General features: G+C 63.3%; 26 protein-coding genes. 5 read left to right on the forward strand and 21 right to left on the reverse strand.

Annotated elements, in window-relative coordinates:
- Positions 1-142 precede the first annotated feature (142 nt).
- The 9 genes from AC1DX0_RS07450 to AC1DX0_RS07490 all read right to left on the reverse strand — a co-directional run bounded on the left by AC1DX0_RS07450 (position 143) and on the right by AC1DX0_RS07490 (position 10226).
- A complete protein-coding gene (locus AC1DX0_RS07450) occupies positions 143-520 on the reverse strand; it encodes a nitrile hydratase accessory protein (RefSeq protein WP_477222033.1) in 378 nt (125 codons plus the stop codon).
- Positions 507-1166: a nitrile hydratase subunit beta gene (nthB, locus tag AC1DX0_RS07455; RefSeq protein WP_477222032.1), complete on the reverse strand. Its 660-nt coding sequence runs from the start codon at positions 1164-1166 to the stop codon at positions 507-509. The genes AC1DX0_RS07450 and nthB overlap by 14 nt, the downstream gene beginning before the upstream one ends.
- Entirely contained in the window at positions 1163-1780 is a 618-nt protein-coding gene (gene nthA, locus AC1DX0_RS07460) for a nitrile hydratase subunit alpha (RefSeq protein ID WP_477222031.1), read from the reverse strand. Before nthA ends, nthB begins: the two co-directional genes overlap by 4 nt.
- A gap of 79 nt (positions 1781-1859) precedes the next feature.
- Positions 1860-5024: an efflux RND transporter permease subunit gene (locus AC1DX0_RS07465; protein ID WP_477222030.1), complete on the reverse strand. Its 3165-nt coding sequence runs from the start codon at positions 5022-5024 to the stop codon at positions 1860-1862.
- Positions 5021-6295 carry an efflux RND transporter periplasmic adaptor subunit gene (locus tag AC1DX0_RS07470; protein ID WP_477222029.1) on the reverse strand — a complete coding sequence of 425 codons (1275 nt, stop codon included), beginning with the start codon at positions 6293-6295 and terminating at the stop codon, positions 5021-5023. Before AC1DX0_RS07470 ends, AC1DX0_RS07465 begins: the two co-directional genes overlap by 4 nt.
- 218 nt (positions 6296-6513) lie before the next feature.
- A complete protein-coding gene (locus AC1DX0_RS07475) occupies positions 6514-6984 on the reverse strand; it encodes a nucleoside deaminase (protein ID WP_477354881.1) in 471 nt (156 codons plus the stop codon).
- 87 nt (positions 6985-7071) lie between these two features.
- Positions 7072-7668, reverse strand: coding sequence for a LysE family translocator (locus AC1DX0_RS07480; RefSeq protein ID WP_477222027.1), 597 nt, complete (start codon positions 7666-7668; stop codon positions 7072-7074).
- Positions 7669-7788: 120 nt separating this feature from the next.
- Positions 7789-8361: an acetolactate synthase small subunit gene (gene ilvN, locus AC1DX0_RS07485; protein ID WP_027044849.1), complete on the reverse strand. Its 573-nt coding sequence runs from the start codon at positions 8359-8361 to the stop codon at positions 7789-7791.
- Positions 8362-8444: 83 nt separating this feature from the next.
- Positions 8445-10226, reverse strand: a complete 1782-nt coding sequence (locus tag AC1DX0_RS07490) for an acetolactate synthase 3 large subunit (RefSeq protein WP_475450183.1) — start codon at positions 10224-10226, stop codon at positions 8445-8447.
- Positions 10227-10736: 510 nt separating this feature from the next.
- Here AC1DX0_RS07490 and AC1DX0_RS07495 point away from each other — a divergent pair.
- On the forward strand, positions 10737-12539 hold the full coding sequence (locus AC1DX0_RS07495; protein ID WP_477222026.1) for an NAD(P)-binding domain-containing protein: 1803 nt from the start codon (positions 10737-10739) through the stop codon (positions 12537-12539).
- A gap of 68 nt (positions 12540-12607) precedes the next feature.
- On the opposite strand, the gene AC1DX0_RS07500 is transcribed toward AC1DX0_RS07495, so the two are convergent.
- The 3 genes from AC1DX0_RS07500 to tmpA are packed head-to-tail and all read right to left on the reverse strand — an operon-like array spanning position 12608 to position 14552.
- Positions 12608-12790 carry a hypothetical protein gene (locus AC1DX0_RS07500; protein ID WP_477222025.1) on the reverse strand — a complete coding sequence of 61 codons (183 nt, stop codon included), beginning with the start codon at positions 12788-12790 and terminating at the stop codon, positions 12608-12610.
- Between the two features lie 29 nt (positions 12791-12819).
- Positions 12820-13404, reverse strand: a complete 585-nt coding sequence (tmpB, locus tag AC1DX0_RS07505; RefSeq protein ID WP_477222024.1) for a (R)-1-hydroxy-2-trimethylaminoethylphosphonate oxygenase — start codon at positions 13402-13404, stop codon at positions 12820-12822.
- Positions 13401-14552 (reverse strand): 2-trimethylaminoethylphosphonate dioxygenase, encoded by a 1152-nt coding sequence (gene tmpA / locus AC1DX0_RS07510; protein ID WP_477222023.1) that lies wholly within the window; start codon positions 14550-14552, stop codon positions 13401-13403. Before tmpA ends, tmpB begins: the two co-directional genes overlap by 4 nt.
- A gap of 122 nt (positions 14553-14674) precedes the next feature.
- Between tmpA and AC1DX0_RS07515 the strand changes: the two genes are divergently transcribed.
- A complete protein-coding gene (locus AC1DX0_RS07515; RefSeq protein WP_477222022.1) occupies positions 14675-15562 on the forward strand; it encodes a LysR substrate-binding domain-containing protein in 888 nt (295 codons plus the stop codon).
- A 7-nt stretch (positions 15563-15569) separates the two neighbouring features.
- Here the strand turns inward: AC1DX0_RS07515 and AC1DX0_RS07520 are convergent, their stop codons facing one another.
- The 3 genes from AC1DX0_RS07520 to AC1DX0_RS07530 are packed head-to-tail and all read right to left on the reverse strand — an operon-like array spanning position 15570 to position 17017.
- Positions 15570-16100, reverse strand: coding sequence for an N-acetyltransferase family protein (locus AC1DX0_RS07520; protein ID WP_477354884.1), 531 nt, complete (start codon positions 16098-16100; stop codon positions 15570-15572).
- Positions 16101-16140: 40 nt separating this feature from the next.
- The gene (locus tag AC1DX0_RS07525) at positions 16141-16449 is read right to left on the reverse strand and encodes a hypothetical protein (RefSeq protein ID WP_477354887.1); all 309 of its coding nucleotides are present in this window, start codon (positions 16447-16449) and stop codon (positions 16141-16143) included.
- Between the two features lie 4 nt (positions 16450-16453).
- The gene (locus tag AC1DX0_RS07530; RefSeq protein ID WP_477222019.1) at positions 16454-17017 is read right to left on the reverse strand and encodes a helix-turn-helix domain-containing protein; all 564 of its coding nucleotides are present in this window, start codon (positions 17015-17017) and stop codon (positions 16454-16456) included.
- A 153-nt stretch (positions 17018-17170) separates the two neighbouring features.
- Between AC1DX0_RS07530 and AC1DX0_RS07535 the strand changes: the two genes are divergently transcribed.
- A complete protein-coding gene (locus AC1DX0_RS07535) occupies positions 17171-19000 on the forward strand; it encodes an ATP-binding protein (protein ID WP_477222018.1) in 1830 nt (609 codons plus the stop codon).
- 221 nt (positions 19001-19221) lie between these two features.
- Here AC1DX0_RS07535 and AC1DX0_RS07540 read toward each other — a convergent pair whose 3' ends face one another.
- The gene (locus tag AC1DX0_RS07540; protein ID WP_477222017.1) at positions 19222-20013 is read right to left on the reverse strand and encodes a GGDEF domain-containing protein; all 792 of its coding nucleotides are present in this window, start codon (positions 20011-20013) and stop codon (positions 19222-19224) included.
- Between the two features lie 105 nt (positions 20014-20118).
- Complete coding sequence (miaA, locus tag AC1DX0_RS07545; protein WP_477222111.1) at positions 20119-21084, reverse strand: tRNA (adenosine(37)-N6)-dimethylallyltransferase MiaA; 966 nt, start codon at positions 21082-21084, stop codon at positions 20119-20121.
- On the opposite strand from miaA, the gene serB reads away from it, so the two are divergent.
- Together serB and AC1DX0_RS07555 are read left to right on the forward strand one after the other, a co-directional pair.
- Complete coding sequence (gene serB, locus AC1DX0_RS07550) at positions 21074-21961, forward strand: phosphoserine phosphatase SerB (protein WP_477354890.1); 888 nt, start codon at positions 21074-21076, stop codon at positions 21959-21961. The genes miaA and serB overlap by 11 nt on opposite strands.
- Positions 21958-22530, forward strand: coding sequence for a GNAT family N-acetyltransferase (locus AC1DX0_RS07555; RefSeq protein WP_477222015.1), 573 nt, complete (start codon positions 21958-21960; stop codon positions 22528-22530). Before serB ends, AC1DX0_RS07555 begins: the two co-directional genes overlap by 4 nt.
- A gap of 37 nt (positions 22531-22567) precedes the next feature.
- Here the strand turns inward: AC1DX0_RS07555 and AC1DX0_RS07560 are convergent, their stop codons facing one another.
- The 4 genes from AC1DX0_RS07560 to hflK form a co-directional block, all read right to left on the reverse strand.
- Positions 22568-24082, reverse strand: a complete 1515-nt coding sequence (locus AC1DX0_RS07560) for a DegQ family serine endoprotease (RefSeq protein WP_477222014.1) — start codon at positions 24080-24082, stop codon at positions 22568-22570.
- A 150-nt stretch (positions 24083-24232) separates the two neighbouring features.
- Positions 24233-24421 carry a DUF2065 domain-containing protein gene (locus AC1DX0_RS07565; RefSeq protein ID WP_477354893.1) on the reverse strand — a complete coding sequence of 63 codons (189 nt, stop codon included), beginning with the start codon at positions 24419-24421 and terminating at the stop codon, positions 24233-24235.
- Between the two features lie 3 nt (positions 24422-24424).
- Positions 24425-25396, reverse strand: coding sequence for a protease modulator HflC (hflC, locus tag AC1DX0_RS07570; protein WP_477222012.1), 972 nt, complete (start codon positions 25394-25396; stop codon positions 24425-24427).
- Complete coding sequence (gene hflK, locus AC1DX0_RS07575) at positions 25396-26514, reverse strand: FtsH protease activity modulator HflK (RefSeq protein WP_477354896.1); 1119 nt, start codon at positions 26512-26514, stop codon at positions 25396-25398. The genes hflC and hflK overlap by 1 nt, the downstream gene beginning before the upstream one ends.
- Positions 26515-26606 lie beyond the last annotated feature (92 nt).

Here is a 26606-nt window from a genome sequence, read left to right on the forward strand (position 1 = left end):
ATGCATAGGGCCGCGCCGATCGAGAGAATTTCCGGCAGGTACATTCATTCTCTCTTGGGTAGAGGGCGGCTTTTCGCGAGGGATGGTTGCCATCGTCTTGGCAGGTGTGAGGATTTGGACGGTCCGAAAGATATCCGCCTGATCAGGCAGATTGGAACTCCGGATCGTTTTCCAGCAGGATCGGCTTGCCGTGTGGGGTGGCATGCGCGGCGCGTTCCCAGGCCTGCGCCACCGCATCGACATCGAGCTTGGCGGCCAGTCCCTTGGAGGCAAGCAGACTTTCCAGTGCCGCCAGCCAATGCTCGTAATAGTCATGACCGTCGGCCGCCGCACCCGGCTTCTTCACCTCTTCCGACAAGGCATCCGCCCATTCGCCCCACGAAAACAGGCCCTTGTCGTGCAGCGCCACCGTCATGGCGAACGCCTCGGCCTGCCACGGCTCGGCAAACACCGCCTCGGCGAATACCGGCGCGTCGAGGCTCGCGGGCAAATCGGCGGCGGTCCCGTCAGGCCGGCTCAAGATAGCTCTCCCAGGCGTCGATCGACACGGTCAGCGTCGGATCGGCGCCCTCGCCCCAGATCTCCGTGCCGTCGAAAACCACCGTGTAGACCCATTGCGGGTTCTCGCCTTGGCCATGCGCGTTGCTGTCGGGAAAGACAAAGCCGTCACGCACCGCCTCGATTGTGCCCCGCTTGCCGCGCGCGTAGCGCGGCAGCCTGGTGTGGCCGGTCGGATTGAAGTTTTTGGTCCGCACGGCGTCACCGGCCTTAAAGCGCGCCGGTTGCGCCATCGGCCGGTCGCAAGGGCCGCCCTTGGCCAGCACGGCAGGCACATTCTCCGCCTTCAGGACGCGTTTCGGGGTCGCTGCCGCATCGATCGCCTCGCCCGCCTCGAGATCGCGTTCGCTGACGAAACCATGGCGCTTGAGCAGGGTCTCCAGCGCCTTGATCCAGATTTGGTAGTAGCTGGAAGAGTAATAGTCGGCCGGATGCAGCGATTCCCGCGCGTGCCGGCTCTCATCGATGTTCCAGGCGCCCATGCCGCCGGCGCAGAGCGTCACGCCGAGCGCCCGCCTTTCCCAGGGAGCATGGAAATAGGGTTCGTCCTGTTCGGGCGCGACCGGGCCGAACCCCATCTGCCCGCCGAGATCCTGCGGCCCGTTCATGCCGGCTCCCCTGCCGGTTCTTGGGCCAGCGCAGTGCCGATCATGGCATCGCGGCTCACCAGCTCGGCCAGCCGATCCTCGCTCCAGCCTTCCGTGCCCTCCGGCCGCATCGGCACCACGAGATAGCGCAGCTCCGCCGTCGAATCCCAAACCCGTATCTTTGTTGCGGCCGGCAGCGTCAGCCCGAATTCCTCGAGCACGCCGCGCGGATCGATCACCGCGCGCGACCGATAGGGCGGCGCCTTGTACCAGACCGGCGGCAGGCCAAGCACCGACCATGGATAGCAGGAGCACAGCGTGCAGACGACGAGGTTGTGCGTATCCCCGGTGTTGAACACCGCCTGCATGTGCTCGCCCTGGCGGCCGGTATAGCTCAGCGATTCGATCGCCGCCGTCGCGTCGCGCTTGAGCCAGTCCGCATAGGCAGGATCGCTCCAGGCCTTGGCCACCACCCTGGCGCCGTTGCGCGGGCCGATCTTGGTCTCGTAAGTATCGACGATAACGTCGATCGCCGCCGGATCGATCAGTCCCTTGCGGGTCAGGATGGTTTCCAGCGCCCGCACGCGGGCGGCAAACGGATCGAGTTCGTTGTCGTGGTCATGATCATGGGACATGGCCACAAATTACGGCTCTGCTCTGCCAGCCGCAAGCACGACAGCTTGGGCCAGCTTCTGTCCTTGCCATGTCAGCCTGTCATTCAGCCGCTGTCTTTTGCGCGTCTGCCGGGATGTCGTCATTGGTGCCGAACAGCGAAGGCTGGTCGCCACTCTCTTTGACCACCTGCGGTTTGGCCTTGCCTCTCGACCACAGCCCGACCAGCCAGCCCGAGAAATTCTCCATGTAGACGTAGATCACCGGCGTCACGAACAGGGTCAGCGCCTGCGAGGCCAGCAGGCCGCCGACAACGGCAACCCCCAGCGGCTGGCGGAGTTCCGCGCTGGCGCCGGTGCCGAGAGCGATCGGGAACGTGCCCATCAGTGCGGCCAGCGTCGTCATCATGATCGGCCTGAACCGCATCAGGCACGCCTTGTGGATGGAGTCCTTGGCCGACATGCCGTCTCGTCGGAGCTCCAGCGCGACATCGACCATCATGATGCCGTTCTTCTTGACGATGCCGATCAGCATCAGGATGCCGATCACCGCGATGACCGACAGATCCATGCCGGCGAAGCGCAAGGCGACAACGGCGCCCAGCACCGCCGACGGCAGGCCGGTGAGAATGGTGAGCGGGTGGATGAAGCTCTCATAGAGAATGCCGAGCACGATATAGATGGTCAGGATCGCGCCGCCGACCAGCAGCCCCTGGTTGGCCAGCGAATCCTGGAAGGTCTTGGCCGTGCCGGCAAAGCTGGTCGAGATCGCCGTCGGCATGCCGATCTGCTCTTTGAGCGCGTTGATGCGCGTCACGCTGTCGCCGAGCGCCACGCCTTGCGGCAGGTTGTAGGAGATGGTCACGGCCGGAAGCTGGCCGAGCTGGTTGACCGTCAGAGCGCCGGCCGTGCGGTCGACCCGGGCGAAAGCGCCAAGCGGAACCAGACTGCCGCTCGCCGTCCTCATCTGGATGGCGAGCATGCGCTCGGGCGACCACTCGATCTTGGGGTCAAGCTCGGTGATGACCTCGTAGCTGTCGGCCGAACCGAAGATCGTCGAGACCTGGTCGGTGCCGAACCCGCCATAGAGGGCGGAGCGCAGCGTGTCGGTATCGATGCCGAGTTGGGCGGCCTTGTCGCGATCGATGACCAGCGATGCTTGCAGGGCATTGTTCTGCAAGTCGCTGGTGACGTCGGTGAAGGTCGTATGGTCGGCCGCCATCGCGTCATTCAGTTTCTGCGCCCATTGATCGGTCAGACCGGTATCGAGGCCCTGCACCACGAGCTGGTAGGCACTGGCCGATGAGCGCGAACCGAGCCGCAGGTTCTGCACCGGCTGCATGTAGGTCTCGATGCCCGCCACGCCAGCCAGCTGCTTGCGCAGATCCGCCTGCACCTTCTCGATGTCGGGTCGCTGGGTCTTGTCCTTCAGCTGCACATAGAGCTGGCCCTGGTTCAGYGCATTGTTACCGCTGCCKGCCGACCATGCCACATGCGARACATAGGGCGAATGCGAAAAGACGCTTGCCACCTGCCCCTGCAGCTTCACCATGGCGTCAAAAGAAATGTCCTGGCGCGCGATGGTCGTCACCGAGATCTGGCTGATATCCTCCTGCGGAAAGAAGCCCTTCGGCGAGATTTCGATCAGCCACACCGACGCGGCCGCGGTGCCGACAAAGACCAGGAACACCAGGAAGGTGTGCCGCAGGCAGAATGTCAGAACCCGGTCGTAGCTGCGTGTGACGAGGTCCAGCTTGTGGCCGGAGCCATGCTTGTCGCGATCGGCCTTGGTCACCGACAGCAATCGTGAACACAGCATTGGCGTCAGCGTCAGCGACACGAACATCGACGCCAGGATGGCGACCGTCACCACGACGGCGAACTCGTTGAAGATGCGCCCGATGACGCCGCCCATCAGCAGCACCGGGATGAACACGGCCACCAGCGAAATCGAGATCGAGATGATGGTGAAGCCGATTTCGCGCGCGCCCTTCAGCGATGCATCGAAGGCCGATAACCCGTCCTCCTCCATATGGCGGAAGATGTTTTCGAGCATCACGATGGCGTCGTCGACGACGAGGCCGACCGCAAGCGTCAGGCCCATCAGCGATATGTTGTCGATGGAAAAGCCGAACAGGAACATCGCGCCGAGCGTGGCGATCAGCGAGATCGGCACCGCCACGGCCGGGATGATGGTCGCCGTCACCCGGCGCAGGAACACGAAGATCACCAGGATCACCAGGGCAATGGTGAGCAGCAGCGTGAACTGCACGTCGCTGACGGCCTGGCGGATCGAGCTCGAACGGTCATTGAGCAGCTTGATCTGGGCGGCGGCCGGCATCTGGTCCTGGAAGGACGGCAGCATCGCCTTGACCTTGTCGACGACGTCGACGGTGTTGGCGTCAGGCTGGCGCTGCACGGCCATGATGATGGCGCGGGTGCCGTCATACCAACTTGCGGTCGTGGTCGTCTGCACCGAATCGACGACGCGGGTCACCTCGCCCAGCCGCACCGGGTGGCCGTTTTTGGTGGCGATGATGATGTTGGAGAAGCCGGCGGCGTCGGTCAGCTGCGTGTTGGCGGTGATGGTCAACTGCTGCTTGTTGTTCTGCAGCACGCCGAGCGGCGTGTTGCTGTTGGCCGAGGCGACCGCCGCCTGCAGCTGATCGATCGAGATGCCGCGCGCGGCAAGCGCTGTCGGATCGATCTGGATGCGCACGGCATATTTCTGCTGGCCGAAGATCGAAACCTGAGCCACCCCATCGATCGTCGACAGCGATGGCGAGATGACGTTTTCCGCGAAAGCATCAAGATCGGTCAGCGGAACCGTGTCGCTGACCAGCGACATCAACAGGATCGGCGCGTCGGCCGGATTGACCTTGCGATAACTCGGCGGCGCCGTCATTTGCGGCGGCAGCGATTTCTGCGTGCGCGCGATCGCCGCCTGCACGTCCGCGGCCGCGGCATCGATGTCGCGGTTGAGCACGAACTGGATGGCGATCGAGGTCTGGCCGAGCGAGTTCGTGGTCGAAATGGAATCGATGCCGGCGATGGTCGCGAACTGCTTGATCAGTGGCGTCGCCACCGATGTCGCCATCGTTTCCGGCGAGGCGCCGGGCAGCGAGGCAGAAACGTTGACGACCGGGAATTCGGCGCTGGGCAGTGCCGCCACCGGCAGGAACTTGTAGGCAAACAGTCCGCCCAGCACGAGGGCGAACGACATCAGGAGGGTGGCGACGGGCCTGCGAATGCAGAATTCGGAGATCATTGGGCCGCCTCGCCCGTGTTGGTCGCCTGAGCCACCTTGGGTGCTGCCGCGGCGCCTTCATGCACGGCGGCGCCGTCCTTCAGTCTTGTCTGGCCTTCGGTGACGACCTTCTCGCCGCTTTTCAGCCCCTGGCTGATGGCGCTGTTCTCACCTTCGGTCAGCGCCACCTGCACCGGCCGCATCTCGACCGTGTTGTCCGGCTTGACCACATAGACGAACGGTCCCTTCTGGCTGGGCTGGACCGCGACAGTCGGAACAGACGTCATCTGCGGCATGATGCCGGCATCAAGGATGACATTCACATACTGGCCGGGCCACAGCGAGAGATCAGAGTTTGGTATGCTGGCTCTTGTCGCGATGGTACCGGAAGCGGTGTCGACGCTGGAATCGACGAAATCGAGCGTGCCCTTGCCGATCGGCGTTGGGTCGCCATCCTTGGTCAAGGTCACGGCGCCTTGCTGCGGATTGGCAAGCGCCTTGTGCAGCAGCGCCAGGTTGCTTTCCGGCAGATTGAAGTTGACCTGCAACGGATCCATCTGGGTGATCGTCACCAGCGGGGTCGCCGTGCTGCTGTTGCCATTGCTGACGGTGACGAGGTCACCCATGGCAACACTGACGGCGCCAAGCCTGCCGGCAATCGGCGCGGTGATTTTGGCAAAGCCAAGCTGGACATTGTCGGCATCGATCGTCGCCTTGTCGGCATCGACGGTCGCCGCCGCCGCCTTCTGCGCGGCTACGGCCTGGTCATAGGTCTGCTGCGTGCCGGCCTGCTTGGCGACAAGATCCTTGGCGCGCTGAAGATCGGAATTCGAGCTGGCAAGCATCGCCTGGTCCTTGGCGAGCGTCGCCTGATCCTTGGCGAGCTGCGCCTTCAGCGCGCGGTCATCGAGCGAGAACAGGGTGTCGCCGGCCTTCACCATCTGGCCGTCCTTGACGTCGATCGACACGATCTGACTGGAGACCCGCGCGTTGATGTTGACCACTGCCGGAGAGGAGACGAAGCCGATGGCATAACGCCGGACCGGGAAGTCCGCCGTCGTTGCCGTCGCGGAAAGAATCGAGGCCGAGCGGGCGCCATTGCCGCCCCCTTGCTTGCCTCCGGCCGCCTGCCCCCCGGCTGCCTGCTTATCACCAGCCGGTTTGTCCGTCGCCGCGACCTGCTTCATGCCGACGAGCTGCTGAGCCTTGCCCAGCGTCTCCGGCGAAAGGTAGAGCCAGGCCGCGCCCGCACAGGCGACGGCAAGCAATGAAAGAATGACTTTTCCACGCATCGACAAAGGCCTCTCCGTCCGACACGCCATAGAAAGGTGGTCGTATTCTAGCGCAACTCACGGCTGATTGCCGCGATTTCGCCGAATAGATAGGACACGCGTTTGTTGGAAAAGGGCCAAAACACGGCATTACGAAGATTTAATGTGCACTGCACAATGGTTGTGCAGCCGGCTATGGCCGCCGGTCGAAGCCCGTCATGGGCTCCAAAGGCTGGGCTTTAAGCCTTGCCCAGATGCTTCGGCCAGAACTCCTGATGGACTTCGGCGGCTTCGTCTTCGAGGTTCGGGCCAACCACAGTGACGATGCGCGCGCCGGTTTGCAGCACCGCCCGGCTCGGCACGTTCAACCCGATCCCGGCGATCTCGCCAAGCCGCGCTTCGGAGCACGCAAACACCATACGCCCGATRCCCGACCAGTAAATCGCCCCGGMGCACATCGCGCACGGCTCCGTGCTGGTATAGAGCGTGCAGTCAGCGAGAAAAGCAGTGTCGTAGTGTTGCGCCGCCAGTTTGACCAGGTTCATCTCGGCGTGGTTCGTCATATCGTGGCCGGTGAAGACGCTGTTTTCGGCGCGCAGGATGACGTCGCCGTCCTTGACCAGCACCGAGCCAAACGGTTCGTCGCCGCGTTCCATTGAGGATTTCGAGAGCGCAATCGCCTCGCGTAAAAACGGCTCGTGGCTTTCCATCGGACTATCCCCAAAGAGGCTAAGCGGGATGATCTTGTCTCGAAGCGGAGGGATTTCCAAGGGGCTTCAAATCAGATTCAAGTCCGCCTACCGCAGCATCGGCCAAAGCGTCGCCGCCAGCAGCACGCCCATGGCGATGTTGAACCATTTGAGCCGCACCGGATCCGACAGGAATCCCCGCAGCGCCGTACCGAATCCCGCCCATACCGAAACACTCGGCAGGTTGACGATGGTGAAGGCGATCGAGATCAACACCACCGACAGGAACGGGTGCTCGGCATTGGCATAGACGGCCATAGCGGTGATCGCCATCACCCAGGCCTTGGGATTGACCCACTGGAATGCCGCCGCGTCGATGAAGCGCATCGGCCGCGCTTCCGCCTCGCCCTTGCCGCTCAATGAGCGAGACATGGCGATCTTCCAGGCGAGATAGAGCAGATAGGCGGCACCGGCGATCTTGAGGGCGTTGTGCAGCGCCGGAAATGCCGTCAACACCGCGCCAAGCCCGAAACCGACGGCCAGCAACAGGACAAGAAAGCCGATGCTGATGCCCAGCATGTGCGGCACCGTCCTGGCGATGCCGAAATTGACGCCGGAGGCCAACAGCATGAGGTTGTTCGGCCCCGGCGTGATCGAGGTCACGAAGGCATAGACGAGCAGTGCGAGGAATGCGTCGAGTGACATGGTATCCTCCCAGATACGTCAGCATTATTGTCTCTTTTCGGCTGACGCACAAAGGCCAGCGCCGGCCCATGACGGAGCCAGGCTCTCATCCTTGCAGGGCTGTCTGAAACGCGATGGGAGCTACATCGCCTGCGGGCCGCGGTTCAAAGCGGCCACGCCGGTGCGGCAGATTTCGACCAGACCGAGCGGCTTCATGATGGCGATGAACTGGTCGATCTTGGTGCCCTTGCCGGTGATCTCGAAGATGAAATGCTCGGTGTTGGCGTCGATGACGCTGGCGCGGAACGCGTCGGCCAGCCGCAGCGCCTCGACGCGGGCTTCGCCGGTGCCGGCAACCTTGACCAGCGCCAGTTCCCGCTCCAACGGCCGCTCTTGGCCGGATTCATGCGAGCGCACGGTCAAATCGACCACGCGGTGCACCGGCACGATGCGCTCGAGCTGATGCTTGATCTGCTCCAGCACATGCGGCGTGCCGCGCGTCACGATGGTGATGCGCGACAGATGCTTTTCATGCTCGGTCTCGGAAACGGTCAGGCTCTCGATGTTGTAGCCGCGCCCGGAAAACAGGCCGATGACCCGGGCAAGCACGCCCGGTTCGTTGTCGACCAGCACGGAGAGCGTGTGGTTCTCCGGCTTCTCGGTTTCCTTGGCGATGAAATAGGCCGAACCGGTCGGCTGTAGCTGTGCGTTCATGACATGAATCTCGATTTCAAACTCTTGATCTAACTATCTGTTTGCGCACGGCTTCTCACGACAGCCCTGCCTCGGCTTGTCGGCTACACCAGTTCCCTGCCCTTGGCGTCGATGGCGTTCGCCACCGCCTCGTCGGTCGCCTCGTCGGGCAACAGCATCTCGTTATGCGCCTTGCCCGACGGGATCATCGGGAAGCAGTTGGCGAGGTTCGCCACGCGGCAATCGAACAGCACCGGCTTCCTGACCGAGATCATCTCCTTGATGGCGTCGTCCAGCTCGTCCGGCTTCTCGCAGCGTATGCCATGGCCGCCATAGGCCTCGGCCAGCTTGACGAAGTCCGGCATCGCTTCGGTGTAGGAGTGCGACAGCCGGTTGCCGTGCAGCAGCTGCTGCCACTGCCGCACCATGCCCATATACTGGTTGTTGAGGATGAAGATCTTGATCGGCGCATTGTGCTGCACCGCGGCACTCATCTCCTGCATCGTCATCTGCACCGAGGCGTCACCGGCGATGTCGATGACCAGCGCGTCGGGATGCGCGATCTGCACGCCGAGTGCCGCCGGCAGGCCGTAGCCCATCGTGCCGAGCCCGCCCGATGTCATCCAGCGGTTCGGTTTCTCGAAATGATAGTGCTGCGCCGCCCACATCTGGTGCTGGCCGACCTCGGTGGTGATGTAGGTGTCCATTCCCTTGGTCAGCTCGTAGAGCCGCTGGATGGCATATTGCGGCATGATCACGTCGTGGTTCATCTTGTAGGCGAGTGAATCGCGACCGCGCCACTTGGCGATCTGCTCCCACCAGGGGTAGAGCGCCTTCTTGTCTGCCTTGGCGCTCGCGCGCCACAGCCGCACCATGTCCTCCAGCACGCGGCCGACATCGCCAATGATCGGCACCTCGGTGTGCACGTTCTTGTTGATCGATGACGGATCGATATCGATGTGGATCTTGCGCGAGTTCGGCGAGAACGCTGTGAGCCGCCCGGTGATGCGATCGTCAAAGCGCGCGCCGATGCAGATCATCACGTCGCAATCATGCATGGCCATGTTGGCTTCGTAGGTGCCGTGCATGCCCAGCATGCCCATCCAGTTCTTGCCGGACGCCGGATAGGCACCGAGGCCCATCAGGGTCGAAGTGATCGGGAAACCGGTGAGGTCGACCAGTTCGCGCAGCAGATGGCTCGCTTCCGGGCCGGAATTGATGACGCCGCCGCCCGAATAGATGATCGGCTTCTTGGCGCCGGCCATCAGCTCGACGGCTGCCTTGATCTTCTCCAGGTCGCCCTGGACCTTGGGCTGGTAGCTGGTGCGCGGCGCAATCTGCGGCGGGACATAAAACCCCTTGGCGAACTGCACGTCCTTGGGGATATCGACCACCACCGGACCGGGACGGCCGGTCGTGGCGACATGGAAGGCTTCGTGGATGGTCGCCGCGAGCTCGTTCACGTCCTTCACCAGCCAGTTGTGCTTGGTGCAGGGGCGCGTAATGCCGACCGTGTCGCATTCCTGGAAGGCATCGGAGCCGATCAGCGAGGTCGGCACCTGCCCGGTCAGGCAGACCAGCGGGATCGAATCCATCAGCGCGTCCTGCAGCGGCGTCACCGCATTGGTGGCGCCGGGCCCGGAGGTCACCAGCATGACGCCGGCCTTGCCGGTCGAGCGCGCATAGCCCTCGGCCGCATGGCCCGCGCCCTGCTCGTGGCGCACCAGAATGTGCTCGACCTCATCCTGCTGGAAGATCTCGTCGTAGATCGGAAGGACGGCGCCGCCCGGATAGCCGAAGACATGCTTGACGCCATTGTCCTTCAGCGCCTGCACCACCATTTCGGCGCCCGTCATTTCGCGCCGCTCACTCTGTCCGTTGCTCATCGGTCTGGTCCCGTACTGTCGCCGCTTGGGCGTTGCCATTTGGGTGTAATTGGTCGTTTAGTCGTGTTTCAGGCAATAAAAAAGGCCCCCGAGGGAGCCTGTGTGTTGCGCATGGGAGGTTTTCGCCCGGCGGTTACACCGCCTTGCCCACGCGCCTTCCTACGAGAATGAGTGCCTTTTTCATGGTCGCGGACACTAAGGGCGGGCAAGGCAGCCTGTCAACGGCAAAAATCGCGTCGGCGATGAAGCTGTTTCGCAATTCGACAGATGGCCGTCACGATTTCGCGACCGACGCCACATCGTGCCGACATCGCGCAAGCCGCAACGTCCCTTCCATCGCCCTCGGCAAGGCGCTCCCGGACCAGTTAGGCCGCAGCGTTTTCCGCATAAGCCCTTGAAGCCACGCGAAACTATGGTGGGGCGTGACGAAGGCCGTGCTCTCTGCCGATACTTCATCGCCCGGCTCGGGAGGAGCCATCATGACGGCCTGGATTTCACGGAGGAAGACTTATGCTCGACAAGGCCCCAAACAAGAAACTGTCCGACCTGCTCGACCAATTCGGCGCCGCGCTCGCCGCCAATGACATCGACAAGGCCGTCGGTTGTTTCCAGGACGACTGCTACTGGCGCGACCTCGTCACCTTCACCTGGAACATCAAGACCATGGAAGGCAAGGACCAGGTCCGCGACATGCTGAAGAGCCAGTTGTCGACGACCAGGCCGTCACACTTTGCCATCGCCAAGGGCGAGGACGCGACCGAAAGCGGCGGGCTGATCGAGGGCTGGATCAGTTTTGAGACCGAACTGGCGCGTGGCTTTGGCCATGTCAGGCTGAAGAACGGCAAGATCTGGACGCTGCTGACCACCATGGTCGAATTGAAAGGCCACGAGGAACCGGCGGGCTTCGCGCGGCCGATGGGCGCCAAGCATGGCTCGGGCAAGAACCGTCCGACATGGAAGGAGGAGCGCGAGAAGGAAGCCGCCGAACTCGGCTTCAAGACGCAACCCTACACGCTCATTATCGGCGGCGGCCAAGGTGGCATCGCGCTCGGCGCAAGGCTGCGGCAGCTCGGTGTGCCGACCATCATCATCGAGAAGAACGAGCGGGCCGGCGACAGCTGGCGCAAGCGCTACAAGTCGCTCTGCCTGCACGATCCGGTCTGGTACGACCATCTCCCCTATATCGATTTCCCGAAGAACTGGCCGGTCTTCTCACCCAAGGACAAGATCGGCGACTGGCTGGAAATGTACACCAAGGTGATGGAGCTGAACTACTGGTCCTCGACCGAGGCCAAGAGCGCCTCCTATGACGACAAGAAGAAGGAGTGGACCGTCGTCGTCCACCGCGACGGCAAGGACATCACGCTGAAGCCGAAGCAATTGGTGCTGGCGACCGGACAGTCCGGCAAGGCCAATCTGCCGAAATTCAAGGGCATGGAAAACTTCAAGGGTGACCAACATCACTCCTCGAAGCACCCCGGCCCCGACGCCTATGCCGGCAAAAAGGCCGTTATCATCGGCTCCAACAATTCCGCTCACGACATCGCCGCCGCACTTTGGGAAGCCGGCGCCGACGTTACCATGGTGCAGCGCTCGAGCACCCATATCTCCAGATCCGACACGTTGATGGAAATCGGGCTGGGCTCGCTCTATTCGGAGCAGGCGCTGCAGAATGGCATCACCACGGCCAAGGCCGATCTCATCTTTGCGTCCCTGCCCTACAAGATCTTGCACGAGTTCCAGATCCCGGCCTATGCCGAGATGAAGAAACGCGACGCGGCGTTCTACAAGGGACTGGAAAAGGCCGGTTTCATGCTCGACTGGGGCGACGATGAGTCCGGCCTGTTCATGAAGTACCTCAGGCGCGGCTCCGGCTATTATATCGACGTCGGCGCCTCCCAATTGATCATCGATGGTTCGATCAAGCTGAAGAGCGGTGTCGATGTCGAAGAGATCAAGCAGCATTCGGTTCTGCTCAGCGACGGGTCGGAACTTCCCGCGGACCTTATCGTCTACGCCACCGGCTATGGCTCGATGAACGGCTGGGCCGCCGATCTGATCTCTCGCGAAACCGCCGACAAGGTTGGCAAATGCTGGGGCCTCGGCTCCAACACCACCAAGGATCCCGGCCCCTGGGAAGGCGAGTTGCGCAACATGTGGAAGCCGACGCARCAGGAGGCGCTGTGGTTCCATGGCGGCAAYCTGCACCAGTCGCGCCATTATTCGCAGTTCCTGGCGCTGCAATTGAAGGCCAGGCAGGCCGGTCTGCCGACGCCGGTCTACGGGCTGCAGAAGGCGCACCACAAGGGATAGCGCGCCCGGGTAGCCCGCCTATGGGCACCAAGGAGGTGCGGCGAACGCCGCGCCTCCAGAATGCATCGCTACGCGCGGGGAAGGCGCATGGCTTCGATCGGTTCGGACGTGCCGGCCGCATCGAGACGGCCCGGCTTTCCGACAGGGGCGCTGAGCTGCACCGGAGAAGCGCCTTCGGCACGTCCGCGCTCCCGGCAGCGCTCAGGCCGGTATGCGGTCACCGCATTGTCGCCGTCGAAGCAGAAACACATGGGCCGTCTCCTCCCAGTGATTGGTTGCGTCAGGCGCGGTAGCTGAAATCGCGCACGACGCGCTGCAGCAACGGCACGTAGTCGCGAAACGTCCGCGTCTTCATGTTGGCGATCTTGCCGGCTTCGTCCCACATGCGCACCCGCACCGCTTCCTCATGGAAAGGATTTTTGCGGAACTCGGCCACCTCCTCGGCGCTCATCGGCCCGCCCTGCAGCGACAGCGTATGGACAGAAGCCTGCGAAAGCCTGCCGAAATAGGTTGGGTCGGTGGCGCAGAGATAGCGCTTGGCCGCGACATGCAGCCTGACGCATTCGACGATGACTGGCGGAAAGAACGGCGCCAGCACCTCGCCGCCGGCCTCGTCATGATGCTTGTCCTCGACATCCTCGGGCGAATAGGTGCCGAATTCGCTGGTGTAGTGGCCGATGTCATGCAGCAGTGCCGCCGCCACCAGCGCTTCCGGCGCGCCATCCTGCTCGGCAAACCAGGCGCCCTGCAGCATGTGCTCCGACATGGTGACCGGCTCGCCGAGATAGGATTCGGCACCCCGGCGCTCAAAGATGTCGGCGATGAACTCGACGATATTGTCTGCGTTCAGATCCTGGCCGCTCATTCCGCGGCCTCCTTGAACTCGTGTTCGATCGCGGAAAGCGTCGACAGCAGGCCGTCCTTGTCGGCGTAGCAGCCCTGCAGCCAGCGCTTGCCGGTACCGGAAAACGCCTTGCGGGCATGCATGACGCGGGTGTTGTCGACGATGAAAGCCTGGCCGGCTTCGAGCTTGAACGTCACTTCGAAGGACGGATCCTCGATCAGTTCGGCGAACCGGCGATAGGCGGCGTAGTAGGCGGCCATCTCGGCGAAGGGCACGTCGACCGTCGGCGCCAGCGAGCGGTTGTTGAAGCGGATGGAGATGAGCTCGCCATCAGGCCCAAGCTCGATCATCGGCCGCTTGGCCTGCAATCGCACCCCCGAGGAGCCGGCATATTCGAAACGCGCCGGGTAAGAACTCAACAGCCGGAAGCCTTCCGGGTTCTCGGCCTGCAAGGCTGCCGCGACGGCAAAACCGTCGACGACGCTGGATTCGCCGCCGTCCACCGTGTTTTCGATGCAGGACAGAATCTGCAGCGTCGGCACCGGATCGCGATAGGGATTATCGGTGTGCGCCTGAAGACCAAGATTGGTGTAGGCGAGATTGGTCGGATTGACCTCGGCACGGACTTCGAACCAGCGGCCGTAATTGGTCTCCCTGATATAGCCGAACAGATCGGACACTTTGCAAAGCGCCCCGGATTCTGTCGGCAGGTCGTCCATCACGGCGAAGCCATAGGTTTTCACCGCCGACAGCCATTGCCGCAAGACGGTGCGGTCACGGCTGGCCGCGACATAGCCGGCGCGTGGCACCGAATCCTGCATGGTGGCCTTGGTCCATCGAACGGTGTCCTTACCGGTCCATCCAGCCTGGCCAGCGGTGTCGCGGTCATAGGCATTGGCGTTCAGCCATAGCGCGGGAAAGCTGACAGTCTTTCCTTCCGGCACAAAGGTCAGCTCAAGCGCATCGCCCTTGATCGAGGCCGCGCCGATCCTCGTCTCGGCCGGAATGTCGAGGATGGTGATGAGCCGCTGGCCATTGCCTGCGCTGCGTGTCTTGTCGTCGAGCGCGTTGTCACGCAGCCACATGGCGTGAAAGCGGGTGCGCGTCCCGTCCTGCCAGCCAAGTTCGATTGTTCTGCCTTCGTCGCCAACCAGCGCGTGGGTGAGCATGGGAGATGCCGTTCCTGTCCGTTGCACCCCACGGCCCGATCCGCAGGGTTTCGATTGCATGTTGGCCGCGCGAAAGGCATAACTCAAATTATCATTTTTTGGCCAATGGCATCAAATAACTAATGGCTCAAAGAACCATCCCGGCCTTGCCTCCGCTCGACTGGCTGCGCAGTTTCGAGGCGGCGGCGCGACTGTCGAATTTCACCGCAGCAGCAGCCGAACTCGGCCTGACACAGGCCGCCGTCAGCCAGCACATCCGGCTGCTCGAGGACCGGTTGAAGACGCGTCTGTTCTCGCGATTGGCGCGTGGCGTCGCGCTGTCACCCGAGGGTGCCGCCTACCTGCCCCACATCCAGTCGGCCTTCGCCACCATCGGCAGCAGCACAGCTGAACTATTCGAGCCGCGCGCCGTCCAGACCGTCTCGATCCGGGTGCCGATCTCCTTCGCCCTGCTGGTCCTGGTCCCGGCGCTGCCCGATCTTGCCGAGGCACTGCCGCGCATCCAGCTCGATTTGGTGACGATCCATCGCCCGACCGACTACGACCTGCCTGGCTCTGCGCTCGACATCCGTTTCGGCAACGGATCCTTCCCCGGACGCGAGGCCGACAGGCTGACCGCCGAGCGGCTTGTGCCGGTGGCAAGTCCGGGCCTGGCCGGTGCCGCCGATTGGACATCACTGCCGCTGCTTCTGGTCGCCGGCGCACGCGAGATGTGGGCGGAATGGTTCGCGGCGGCCGGACTGGCCGGCCACCCCCAGCGGTCGCATCGTTTCGACAGTTTCGTCGCGGCGATGCAAGCAGCAAGCGCCGGGGCCGGCGTGCTTCTGGGGTCGCGTCCTCTGGTCGACGCCGCGCTCAACAGCGGGAGCCTGCTGACGCTTTCCGATTTCGAACTCTCCAGCACCTCGGGCCACTTCCTGACCAGGGCGTCGACCGCGCGCCTGACCAGTGCCGAGCAGGATTTCAGCCAGTGGCTGCTGAGGCACCTCGCCAGAGAGACCTCCGCCTGACCGGCGGCTATCGCGATGTGGCGCCGATACGCTTCCAGTAGATCAGTGTGCCGGTCAGCCCGCCATGCGGCTTCAGCGCAWAGTCCGGTATTTCGCCGGCCAAGGTGAAACCGAGTTTTTCGTAGAGGCCCGAAGCGCCCTCTTCCTTCGCCGTATCCAGGACCAGCAGAGTGCGCCCCTTCTCGGCGGCGAGACGCTCCGCGGCCCGCATCAGGCGCGTTCCGACACCCCTGCCGCGGTATTGGACTGATGTCATCAGCTTGGCGATCTCGGCCCGGTGCGGCTGGTTGACTGGGAAGTCGAGCAGCAGCGTGACGGTGCCGACAAGGACCTTGCCGTCCCATGCACCGAGCACCACGCGTTCCCCTCTCGCCGCTGCTGTCAGCGACCTCTCCCAGAATGCGCTTGCCGCTTCCAGCGCCAGCGGATGCATGAAGCTGACGGAGCCGCCGGCGGCAACCGTTTCGACCAGCAGATCAGCCAGCATTGCCAGCGTTTCCGCACTGGCACTCAGAGCTCGGATTTCGATGGAATTCATGACTGTTCCCTGGAAACGATGAATGAGTTCGATGCCGGCGTCAGTCGAGATTGCGCACGCGCCGCCGCTTGCGCGCTGCCTTGATGGCGCTGATGCGCTCGGTGTCTTCTTCCCTGAGGTGCCGTCCGCGCTCGAGGATCTCGAGTGTGTATTCCTCATAGGTCAGGCCCAGCCGCTCGGCTTTTTCCATGCGCATCAGCATGAYTTCGCGGCTCGGCGCCTTCCAYGCCTTGGCGTGCGCGGCCTGCCARGCCAGGAAGATGTAAGGGTCGCCCTTGCCCCAGGGTGGTCCCTTGTACTCATCGAGAGGCGGCCCCCCATTGTGGGAGCGTTTTGGCCGTCTCGCCATGATCTCAGCCCCTGACCAGCGCGACGAGATAGTCGGCGCCCGCCTCCGGGGCGTGAAAGGTGCAGTCAGACGGCGCGCCGAGCGCCAGGCAGTCGCCAGGTCCCAACCTGTGCACCACATCGCCCTCGGTGAAGTCGAGCCGTCCGGAAATCAGCCAGACCTGCTGCTTGATGAAGGCATAGGAGGCCGCCGGAAACCTGACCCTGGCGCCTGCCGGCAGGTGCACCTTGATCAGTTCGAGCGGCATGTCGCTGGCCGGTGACAAATGCCGCCTGACATAGCCTGTATCGGGATCGCGCCACGCCGGCTGGTCGGCCTCGCGCAGCAGCCCGCCACCTTGCAATTCCGCCCGCGCGATGAGGGTCGACAGCGTCATGCCGAAGGCCACCGCGATGCGCACCAGAAGGGTCGCCGTCGGGCTGGTCATGCCGCGCTCGATCGTGCTCAGCATCGCCTTGGAAACGCCGGACCGCTCAGCGAGCTCGGCCAGCGACCAGTCCCGCATGACCCTTTCGGCGTGGATTCGCCTGCCGATAGTCGAGGAAATATCGTTCGCTATATCATCCATTCGTCCATTATAGCGAAAGACCGGTTCTGGAGAAGAGCCCTTTTGCGACAATTTTCGCCGGGAGCTTAATCCTCTCTACACCATCCGACCTCATCCGACCTTAACCCCATTCCGGTAGGGTCCGATCTCAAGGGAAATGGGATTGGTCTGTCCATGTATGTCGAACGCGAAGCYTCCGTCGGCGAACCGACATCGCAGGAGCGCCGCAACGCAGAGCAGAACGACCGGCGCATCCTGGGCAATGTCGTGCAATGCGACGGCGCGCGCGCCACCATCGCCGCCTATGCCGATGACATTGACGGGTCTGTGACCGGCCTGTGGACGGTCGGCAAGATGATCTCGATCAATCTGGGCACGACGCGAACCGTGGGTCTCGTTTACGCGATCGGCAAGTCGAACCGYGCCTGGAGCAATGAGGGCCAGAACCCGATAGAGGTCAGCATAGAGCTGATCGGTGAGGTGCGCGACGGCGCTGAGCCAGGCGCCAAGCCGATCTTCGATCGCGGCATTACCACCTATCCGCATATCGGTGCTGTTGCGCACCGCATCCGCACCCGCGACCTGCAGGCGGTCTATGATCTCGCCGGCCGCCATTCSATYACCATCGGCTCGCTGGCGCAGGACGAGACAATCGCCGCCAACATCGCTATCGACGACACGCTGGCGCGCCATTTCGCCGTTGTCGGCACCACCGGCGTCGGCAAATCCACGGCCGTTTCGCTGCTGCTGCGCAAGTCGATCGAGGCACGCCCCGATTTGCGCATCCTGATCCTCGACCCGCACAATGAATTTGCGAGTTCGTTGCCCGAATATTGCGTCAAGGTCGATTCCAAAACGCTCGACCTGCCGTTCTGGATGTTCAAGCTCGAGGAATTCGCCGAGGTGCTGTTTCGCGGTCGTGAGACCGACCCGGAAGAGATCGACGCTCTGCGCGACCTCATTCCGCTCGCCAAAAACCTCTACCGCAATCCGAATTCGGGCGCCTATCTCAGGCGCGGCACCGATGCGCTGACCGCCGATACGCCCGTTCCTTACCGCATCGCCGACCTGCTCAAGCAGATCGACGAGCGCATGGGCATGCTCGAAAGCAAGAACGAGCGCCCGACGCTCAAATCGCTGAAGACGCGCATCGARTCGGCCGCCGCCGATCCGCGCTACCGCTTCATGTTCAATTCGCGCCTGATCGAGGACACCATCCACGAAACGATCGGCAACATTTTTCGCGTGCCGCATCACGGTCGCCCGGTGACCTGCTTCGAAATGGCCGGCATGCCCTCCGAAGTGGTTAACTCCGTCTGTTCGGTGCTGGCGCGCCTGGCCTTCGACCTCGCTCTGTGGAGCGAGGGCAAGCTGCAGCTCCTGCTGCTGTGCGAGGAAGCGCATCGCTACATGCCGGCCGATCCGCGCCTCGGCTTCGCGCCGACAAGGCATGCGCTGTCGCGCATCGCCAAGGAAGGCCGCAAATATGGCTGCTATCTCGGCGTCGTCACCCAGCGTCCGGGCGAGCTTGACCCGACCATCCTGTCGCAGTGCTCGACCTTCTTTGCCATGCGGCTCGCCAACGAGCAGGACCAGGCGATCATCCGCTCGGCCATCGCCGACTCGTCCGCCTCCACGCTTGCCTTCCTGTCATCGATGGGCCAGCGCGAAGCCATTGCCTTCGGCGAAGGTGTGGCGACCACCATGCGGCTGAAGTTCGAAAAATTGCCCAGCCATCTGCTTCCCGGCACGTCCAAGGGCGAAGAGGCCATTTCGTCGAAAGGCGATGATGTCGACCTGGTGGCGATCGTCGAGCGGCTGCGCAACGTGCCGAAACCGACGCCGCAGGCAATGGCCTTCGCCGAAGTAGTCGATTCTAGCCGCCAGGCCGGCGACCCCGACTACCGCAAGCCGCCGGCCACCCGCGCGCCATCGGACGACGATTTCGACATGCGCTACGGCCTGAAGCCCGCCACCTTCGGCCTGCGCCCCCAGAACGACTGAGCCTCCAAACTCTCTGATGACCGACTGAGAAGCCGAACCAAGCTTCCGAGGGCTGTACATCGTCGAACCAGCTTGGGTAAATCCCGAAAGGGAATTCATCAGGCCGGATTGAATGGCGTGGGTTTCGAGAAGCCGGAGCGGAGCGGACATTCAGTCCGTGAGCACCGGAAGTCGAGAAAGCCGCGTCAGGCAACCGGCCTCATGAATTCTTCTTCGGGATTTTAGGCGCAGACGCGGTTGCGGCCTTGCCTCTTCGCCTCATAGAGCTGGCGGTCGGCGCGGCGATAGAATTCCTCGGCCGTTTCCTTGCGGTCCCAGACGGCAAGGCCGACGCTGGTGGTGATCTTGAGCCGAACATTGCCCGAAAGGATCGACATGTTGGCGATCGCCTTGCGGATGCGCTCGGCGAACTTGGCCAGCAGTTCCGCCTCCATGTTGGGCGTGACCACCGCGAACTCCTCGCCGCCCAACCGCGCCACCACATCGTGGAAACGTGTCATGTCCTTGAGGCAGCTGGCGACAGCCTTCAGCACCTCGTCGCCGACATCGTGGCCATGGGTGTCGTTGACCTGCTTGAAATGGTCGAGATCAAGGATCATCAGCCCGACCGGCTTTTCGATGCGCCGGAACTCCTCGAGATACTCCTTGAGTGCATCGTCGAAATAGCGCCGGTTCTGCATCCCGGTTAGCCCGTCGGTCAGCGCCGCGTGCTCGAATGTTTCGGAGCGGGCGCTGAGCGAAACCGTCATGGCGCGCAGCTTGCCTTCTTCCGTCGCCTGTTTGCGGATCAGCGGGTAGATGAAGAAGATGCCGAAAAACAGCGCGGTCGCCAGCAGCACCCCCGTCGCGAACAACAGCTTGTTGAGGTAGATGACCTTGTCCAGGCCCGATTGCGTATGGAGTTCCGTGGCGAAGGATTGCAAGAGCCCATAGGCGTGCAGCGTCACCAGGCCCGCGGCSAGGATCACGAAAATAAAGACGAAAAATGCGGATTCCGCCTTRTGGAAACGCATCTGCTCCCCRATGGAAAAGTGCCCATCGACCTTATGGCACGGACCGCCTTACGGAGCGTTAATTCCGACAACCTCGACGGGAACCCTTCCCTCCAGGTCAACTTTTTAAGTTGCATTAGCAACAAGTGTTTGGATCGTGGTTTCGAGATTGTCACCAGGGCGCAATCTCTGCCATTCCGGCCCCAGCTGATGCCGAAACCAGGTCGCCTGCCGCTTGGCATATTGCCGGGTTGCGATCTTGGCCCGCTCGATCGCCTCGGGAAAGCTGGTTAGTCCGGCCATGGCGGCCTGCAGGTCGCGAACGCCGATCGCCTTCATCGCCGGCAGGTCCGGATCGAGGTTAAGAGCCGAAATTTGCCTGACTTCCTCCAGCGCACCCTTATGGAGCATGTTGTCGAAGCGCCTTTCGATGCGGTCAACCAGCGCGGCCCTATCCGGTTCGATGACCAGGAAACGCGCCGTCTGCCTGTCGATGAGCGGCCGGCCGCGCTCTGCCTGCCACTCCAGGATCGACCGGCCGGAGGCGTCGAGCACCTCGAGCGCCCGCACGACGCGCTGGCTGTCGGTTGGCTTCAGCTGCATGGCGGCTCTTGAATCCTCACGCAGCAGCAGGGCATGCAGCTTGACCGCGCCTTGCTCCTTCAACTCATAGCGCCAGCGGTCGCGGATGCGCGGCGGAATGTCGGGCATTTCCGAAATACCCTCGGCCAGCGCCCGAAAATAAAGGCCGGTGCCACCGACGAAGACCGGCCGCCGCGACAGTGTGCCGTCGTCGATGAGTTTCATCACATCGCGCAGCCACGCACCCGTCGAATAGGCAGTAGCAGGATGGACGTGGCCGTAGAGAAAATGCGGCACGCGTGCGAGGTCGGCCGCCTCCGGTCGGGCGGTCAGCACGTCGAGCACCGAATAGCCTTGCATGGAATCGGTGTTGACGATGACGCCGCCTGCGCGTTCGGCCAAGTCGAGCGCCAGTGCCGACTTGCCGCTGGCGGTCGGCCCGGCTATCAGGATCGCGTTCTTCACGCGGCCTTCGCCCGCATCCGTGCCGGAATTCTCCATGCCGCTCATTGCCACGCTTGTTTCCCGTCCCGCCGACCGCGCTCTGTCGCCGTCGCTTGCGAATATGGCCTCACGGTCAGTGGGCGCAAGCGCTGTCGTCTGGCTGGCCGAAGGCATTGCCTGCGATCTTGCCTTGCCGCAAGAGGCTGACGCCGCCGATATCATCGCCGCCTTGCGCGCCGCGCTGGCTGGGGAAGCGGTCGATGTGATCGTCCATCAGGCCGAAACGCGCCGCAAGAAGATCCTCATCGCCGACATGGATTCGACCATGATCGACCAGGAATGCATCGACGAGCTGGCCGACGAGATCGGCGTCAAAGATCGCGTTGCCACGATTACCGCGCGGTCGATGAATGGCGAGATCGCCTTCGAGCCGGCGCTGCGTGAGCGCGTSGCGCTGCTGAAGGGKCTCGAYGCCGCCGTKGTCGACCGCATCGTCGCCAATCGSCTGACRCTGGCCTCSGGCGGCCGCGCSCTKGTCCAGACSATGCGCGCCAAYGGCGCCTGGACRGCMCTKGTSTCSGGYGGCTTCGAARTSTTCACSWCKCGCATCGCSGCCATGCTCGGYTTTCAGGAAAACCGCGCCAATCGCCTGCTCGAACAGGACGGACGCTTCACCGGCCTGGTCGGCGAGCCGATCCTCGGCCGCGCCGACAAGGCCGACGCCCTGCTCGAAATTTCGGCGCGCCTCGGCCTGACGCCGGCCGATGCCATCGCCGTCGGCGACGGCGCCAACGATCTCGACATGATCCGCCTCGCCGGCACCGGTGTCGCACTTCATGCCAAGCCGACAGTGGCGGCGCAGGCCAAGGTCCGCATCGACCATGGCGACCTCACCGCATTGCTCTATCTGCAAGGCTATCGCCAGGAAGAGTTTGTGCAATGAAGCCCATGCGCACCGAGCGCCTGATCCTGCGCAACTGGGAGGATCGCGACCGCGAGCTCTTCCATCGCATCAATTCCGATGAACGGGTCATGGAGTTCTTCCCGTTTCGCCGCGACCGCGCGGCAGCCGACGCCAAGATGGACGAATTTCGGGTCGACATCGAACGAGATGGTTACGGTTTCGCCGCGGCCGAGATCATCGCATCAGGCCAATGCGTCGGCTTTGTCGGCATCACCGCAACCGATGATCTGCCGTTCCTGCCGGCCGGCGCCATCGAGATCGGCTGGCGGCTGGCGCCCGAATTCTGGGGCATGGGCTATGTCACAGAGGCCGCCGAGGCATGGCTGGCCTACGGCTTCGACACGCTTGGGCTTGGCGAGATCGTCTGCCTGGCGGTCGCGAACAACCGCCGCTCCACCGCCGTCATGGAACGCCTCGGCATGACCACCGATCCGTCGGCCAATTTCGATCACCCAGACATTCCCGACAGCCACCCCACCCTCAAGCGGCATGTGTTCTACAGGCTCGCGGCAACGGATTGGCGCGCAAGAAAAAGGGCGGCTCGCTAGCCGCCCTTTTTATTTGATATCAGTAGGTTGCCGGACCTCAATCCATCCGGATCGTAACGAAGCGCAACTCACCGGTCTTCGACGCCAGCATCAACAGCGCGTTCTTGCGCCCCTGCTCCTTCAGCGCGCCGATCCGGTCCATGACGTCCTTTGGCGTGGCAACCGATTCCTGCGCGATCTCGGTGATCACTTCGCCGGGCTGGATGCCGCGCTCGGCGGCAGCCGAATCCTTGGCTACATCGGTGATGACGACGCCCGAGACATCGGCGGCGATGCTGAACTTCTTGCGCGTCTCGTCATTGAGTTCACCGACAGTCATGCCGAGCACCGAGGCGGTCGAAACGGCCGGAGCCTTGTCGCCCTTGTCCTGGTCGGTGTTGCCGTTCTCACCATTGGCGAGCTTCTCGCCATCCTCGAGCCGGCCGAGCGTCACCTTCACCGTCTGCTCGACTCCCTTGCGCACGATCAGCACGTCGACAGCCTTGCCGACGGGGCTTTCGGCGACGACGCGCGGCAGGTCGCGCATTTCATGGATGTCCTTGCCGTCGAACTTGATGATGACGTCGCCGGCCTGGATGGTGCCGTTGTCGACAGGACCACCCTTGATGACGCCGGCGACCAGCGCCCCCTTGGCGGTCGCCATGCCGAGGCTCTCGGCGATGTCGTCCGTCACCGGCTGGATGCGCACACCGAGCCAGCCGCGCCGCGTCTCGCCAAACTGGCGCAACTGGTCGACGACGCCCGACGCAAGCTGCGAGGGGATGGAGAAGCCGATGCCGATCGAGCCGCCGGACGGCGAGATGATCGCTGTGTTGATGCCGATGACCTCGCCCACACTGTTGAACAGCGGTCCGCCGGAATTGCCGCGGTTGATCGCGGCGTCGGTCTGGATGAAGTCGTCATAGGGGCCGGAATTGATGTCGCGGTTGCGGGCCGAGACGATGCCGACCGTGACCGTGCCACCGAGGCCGAACGGATTGCCGACCGCCATCACCCAGTCGCCGACACGCATCTTGGTGGAATCGCCGAACTTCACCGCGGTCAGCTTGTGGCCTTTCGGATCGACCTTGAGCACCGCGACATCGGTCTTGGTGTCGGTGCCGACCAGCGTCGCCTTCAGCGTGATGCCATCGGAGAAATTGACCTCGATGTCGTCGGCGTCCGCAATCACGTGGTTGTTGGTGACGACGATGCCTTGCTCGGCGTCGATGACGAAGCCGGAGCCCAACGACTGCACCTTCTGCGCGCCATTGTCCTTGTCGCCGCCGCGATTCTTGAAGAAGTCGTCGAAGAAGTCCTGGAACGGCGAGCCTTCGGGAAGCTGCGGCATCGGCACCGCGCCCGGCCCTTCCGTGCCCTTCACCGTCTGCGAGGTCGAGATGTTGACCACCGCGCCGAGCACGCCTTGCGCCAGGTCGGCCACCGAAGCAGGTCCGTCTGCCGCGAAGGTCGGCGTCACGAAGGACGGGACGGCGACGGTGCCGACAAGAAGCGCTGCCGTGCCGGCGATGAATGTCCGCCGTGCCGCGCGCAAAAGGAGTGTGGATGTCATCGAGAAGCCTCCCGGTCTTTCTGAAAGAGAAAGCGCAACGGCGAAAACACCGTGTTGCGCCATGTTGGCAAAAAATACGGCACGTTTGCGGCTACGACTACCGGCAGAGGATAAATCCTCCGTTATGCCGAAGACGAAAACCTGACGTTCTCATCCGCTCCGGACCAGCCAGACGATGCCGACACCGATGGCAATCGCGGCCAGCCCRCCGATCCGCAAYGCATTTTCCGGCATCGACAGCACCTCRCCCGCRAGYTTYTTSGCSARGCTSGGAAASCCGCCATAGACCAGGCCCTCKATSACGAGGACCAGGCCTATCGCCGCGARGAARTCCTGCACCGGCTATTGCTGGCCGGTGCTGGGTTGCGTGGCTGGCGCGGCGGGTGCCGTCGCCGGTGCGGCGGGAGCCGCCGGCGTCGGTTTCGCCGACCCTTCCTTGCCTTCCGGATCGCGGAAGAAGCGGAAGAACTCCGAATTCGGCGACAGCACCATGGTCGTCCCGGTGTTGTCCAGCGCCGTGCCATAGGCATTCATCGACCGGTAGAAATCGAAGAAGGCCGGATCACGCTGATAGGCTCCGGCGAAGGTGGCGCTGCGCTGGGCTTCTCCCTCGCCGCGCAGGATCTCGGACTCCTTCTGCGCTTCGGCAACGATCTCGACCACTTCGCGGTCGGCGCGTGCCGTGATGCGCTGTGCCGCTTCGTTGCCGCGTGCCCGCAGCCGAGCCGCCTCGGCCAGGCGTTCGGCCTTCATGCGATCGAACGTCTGCTGTGAAACCTCGGCCGTGAGGTCGGTGCGGCGGATGCGGACATCCTCGATCTGCAGGCCGAGCGAGGTGGCGTCGGGCCGGAGCTGATCGCGCACTTCGCGCATCATCACCGCACGCTCTTCGGAAAGCGCGGCCTCGAAGTCGCGCAGACCGTAGACGCGGCGCAAGGCAGCGTCGAGACGGGTTCTGAGCCGCGCTTCGGCCAGTTCGATCTGACCGGACACGGCGGCACGGAAGACGCGCGGATCCGAGATACGATAGGCGATGAAGGCGTCGACCTCATAGAACTTGCCGCCCGACACCTGGACGCGGATGTTGTCGAGGTCGAAGCGCAGCACCCTGTTTTCGATCAGTTGCACCGTATCGGCGTCGAAGAACGAGAACGGCGCCTTGAAGTAGATGCCGGGCTCGCTCTTGACGTCGACGATCTCGCCGAACCGCAGCACCAGCGCCTGCTGGCGGGCGTTGACCACGAAGACCGAGGAATAGATCAAGAACAGCATGACCGCCGCGACGACGACGAAGATGGGAAGACGGTTGGCCATCACTGGGTACCTCCCGTGTTCGCGGCAGGCGCGGCCGGAGCCGGCGGTTTGGGCTGCAATGCCGGCAGCGGCAGATAGGGCACGACACCTTGTCCGTTGCCCTGCTCGACGATGACCTTGCTCGAGTCCTTCAGAACCTTCTCCATGGTTTCCAGATAAAGCCGTTTGCGCGTGACATCGGGGGCTTTGACGTATTCGTCATAGACCGAGATGAAGCGCTGGGCCTCACCTTCGGCTTCCTGCACCACACGGTTCTTGTAGGCGGCSGCATCTTCGCGGAYCTGTGCCGCCTCGCCGCGCGCCTGGCCGAGCTTCTGGTTGGAGTACTGGTTGGCCTGCTCGACGAACTTGTCCTCGTCCTGCTCGGCACGCTGCACCTCGTCGAACGCGTCGGCCACTTCACGTGGCGGTGCCGCATCCTCGATGGAGACGGCGTTGATGTTGAGGCCGGCCTTGTAGCCGTCCAGCGTCGTCTGGATGATCTCGCGCACAGAGGCCGCTATGCCCTGGCGGTCATCGCGAAAAATGTCCTGGGCCGGCCGACGGCCGACGGCTTCACGCATGGCGCTTTCGGCGACCTGCCGCAGCATGCCGTCCGGATCGGAGACATCGAACAGATAGGCGCGGGGATCGGAGACCTGATAAGCCACCGAAAACTGCACGTTGACGATGTTCTGGTCGCCCGACAGCATCAGGCCATTGCCGCTGGTGTTGCCGCCGCCAATATCGACGAGCTGCTCGGAAATCTTGGCAGTCTCGACGGTTTCGAGCGGCCACCAATGGAAATGCAGGCCAGGCTGGGAAAGTTCGGGCTTTGGCTTGCCGAAGCGCAGTTCGACCGCGACCTCGTCGGGCTGCACCGTATAGACCGCCTGGAACGCCCACAAAACGACCAGCACCGCGGCGATCAGGCCGAACACCGCCGGACTGGCGCCGCCACCGCCGGGCAGCGCGCGCCGCAGCCGGTCCTGGCCGCGGCGAATGATGTCCTCGAGATCGGGAGGCGAGCCCTGCGGCCCGCTCGGTCCCTTTGGTCCCTGCCCCCAGGGCCCCTGATTGTTGCCGCCGCCGCCGCCCCATGGGCCGCCGCCACCGCCGCTCTTGTCGTTCCAGGGCATGAATGTCCTTTCGCTTGGAATTCCCTCAAGCGCCGGTGTTACGGCGCAAAATCCAGTGTTGTTCTTCTATAGGGATGTGGCAGCACGCTTTC

The sequence above is a fragment of the Mesorhizobium sp. P3_A9 genome, from assembly GCF_056402975.1.

Excerpts from the sequence above, each read along its gene's own strand:
- ilvN (WP_027044849.1), bottom strand. The coding sequence starts at position 8,361 with ATGAACGCACAGCTACAGCCGACCGGTTCGGCCTATTTCATCGCCAAG.
- nthB (WP_477222032.1), bottom strand. The coding sequence starts at position 1,166 with ATGAACGGGCCGCAGGATCTCGGCGGGCAGATGGGGTTCGGCCCGGTC.
- AC1DX0_RS07500 (WP_477222025.1), bottom strand. The coding sequence starts at position 12,790 with ATGTGTTTCTGCTTCGACGGCGACAATGCGGTGACCGCATACCGGCCT.
- AC1DX0_RS07530 (WP_477222019.1), bottom strand. The coding sequence starts at position 17,017 with ATGGATGATATAGCGAACGATATTTCCTCGACTATCGGCAGGCGAATC.
- tmpB (WP_477222024.1), bottom strand. The coding sequence starts at position 13,404 with ATGAGCGGCCAGGATCTGAACGCAGACAATATCGTCGAGTTCATCGCC.
- AC1DX0_RS07560 (WP_477222014.1), bottom strand. The coding sequence starts at position 24,082 with ATGACATCCACACTCCTTTTGCGCGCGGCACGGCGGACATTCATCGCC.
- nthA (WP_477222031.1), bottom strand. The coding sequence starts at position 1,780 with ATGTCCCATGATCATGACCACGACAACGAACTCGATCCGTTTGCCGCC.
- tmpA (WP_477222023.1), bottom strand. The coding sequence starts at position 14,552 with ATGCTCACCCACGCGCTGGTTGGCGACGAAGGCAGAACAATCGAACTT.
- AC1DX0_RS07490 (WP_475450183.1), bottom strand. The coding sequence starts at position 10,226 with ATGAGCAACGGACAGAGTGAGCGGCGCGAAATGACGGGCGCCGAAATG.
- AC1DX0_RS07555 (WP_477222015.1), top strand. The coding sequence starts at position 21,958 with ATGAAGCCCATGCGCACCGAGCGCCTGATCCTGCGCAACTGGGAGGAT.
- AC1DX0_RS07480 (WP_477222027.1), bottom strand. The coding sequence starts at position 7,668 with ATGTCACTCGACGCATTCCTCGCACTGCTCGTCTATGCCTTCGTGACC.
- AC1DX0_RS07515 (WP_477222022.1), top strand. The coding sequence starts at position 14,675 with ATGGCTCAAAGAACCATCCCGGCCTTGCCTCCGCTCGACTGGCTGCGC.
- hflC (WP_477222012.1), bottom strand. The coding sequence starts at position 25,396 with ATGGCCAACCGTCTTCCCATCTTCGTCGTCGTCGCGGCGGTCATGCTG.
- AC1DX0_RS07470 (WP_477222029.1), bottom strand. The coding sequence starts at position 6,295 with ATGCGTGGAAAAGTCATTCTTTCATTGCTTGCCGTCGCCTGTGCGGGC.
- miaA (WP_477222111.1), bottom strand. The coding sequence starts at position 21,084 with ATGAGCGGCATGGAGAATTCCGGCACGGATGCGGGCGAAGGCCGCGTG.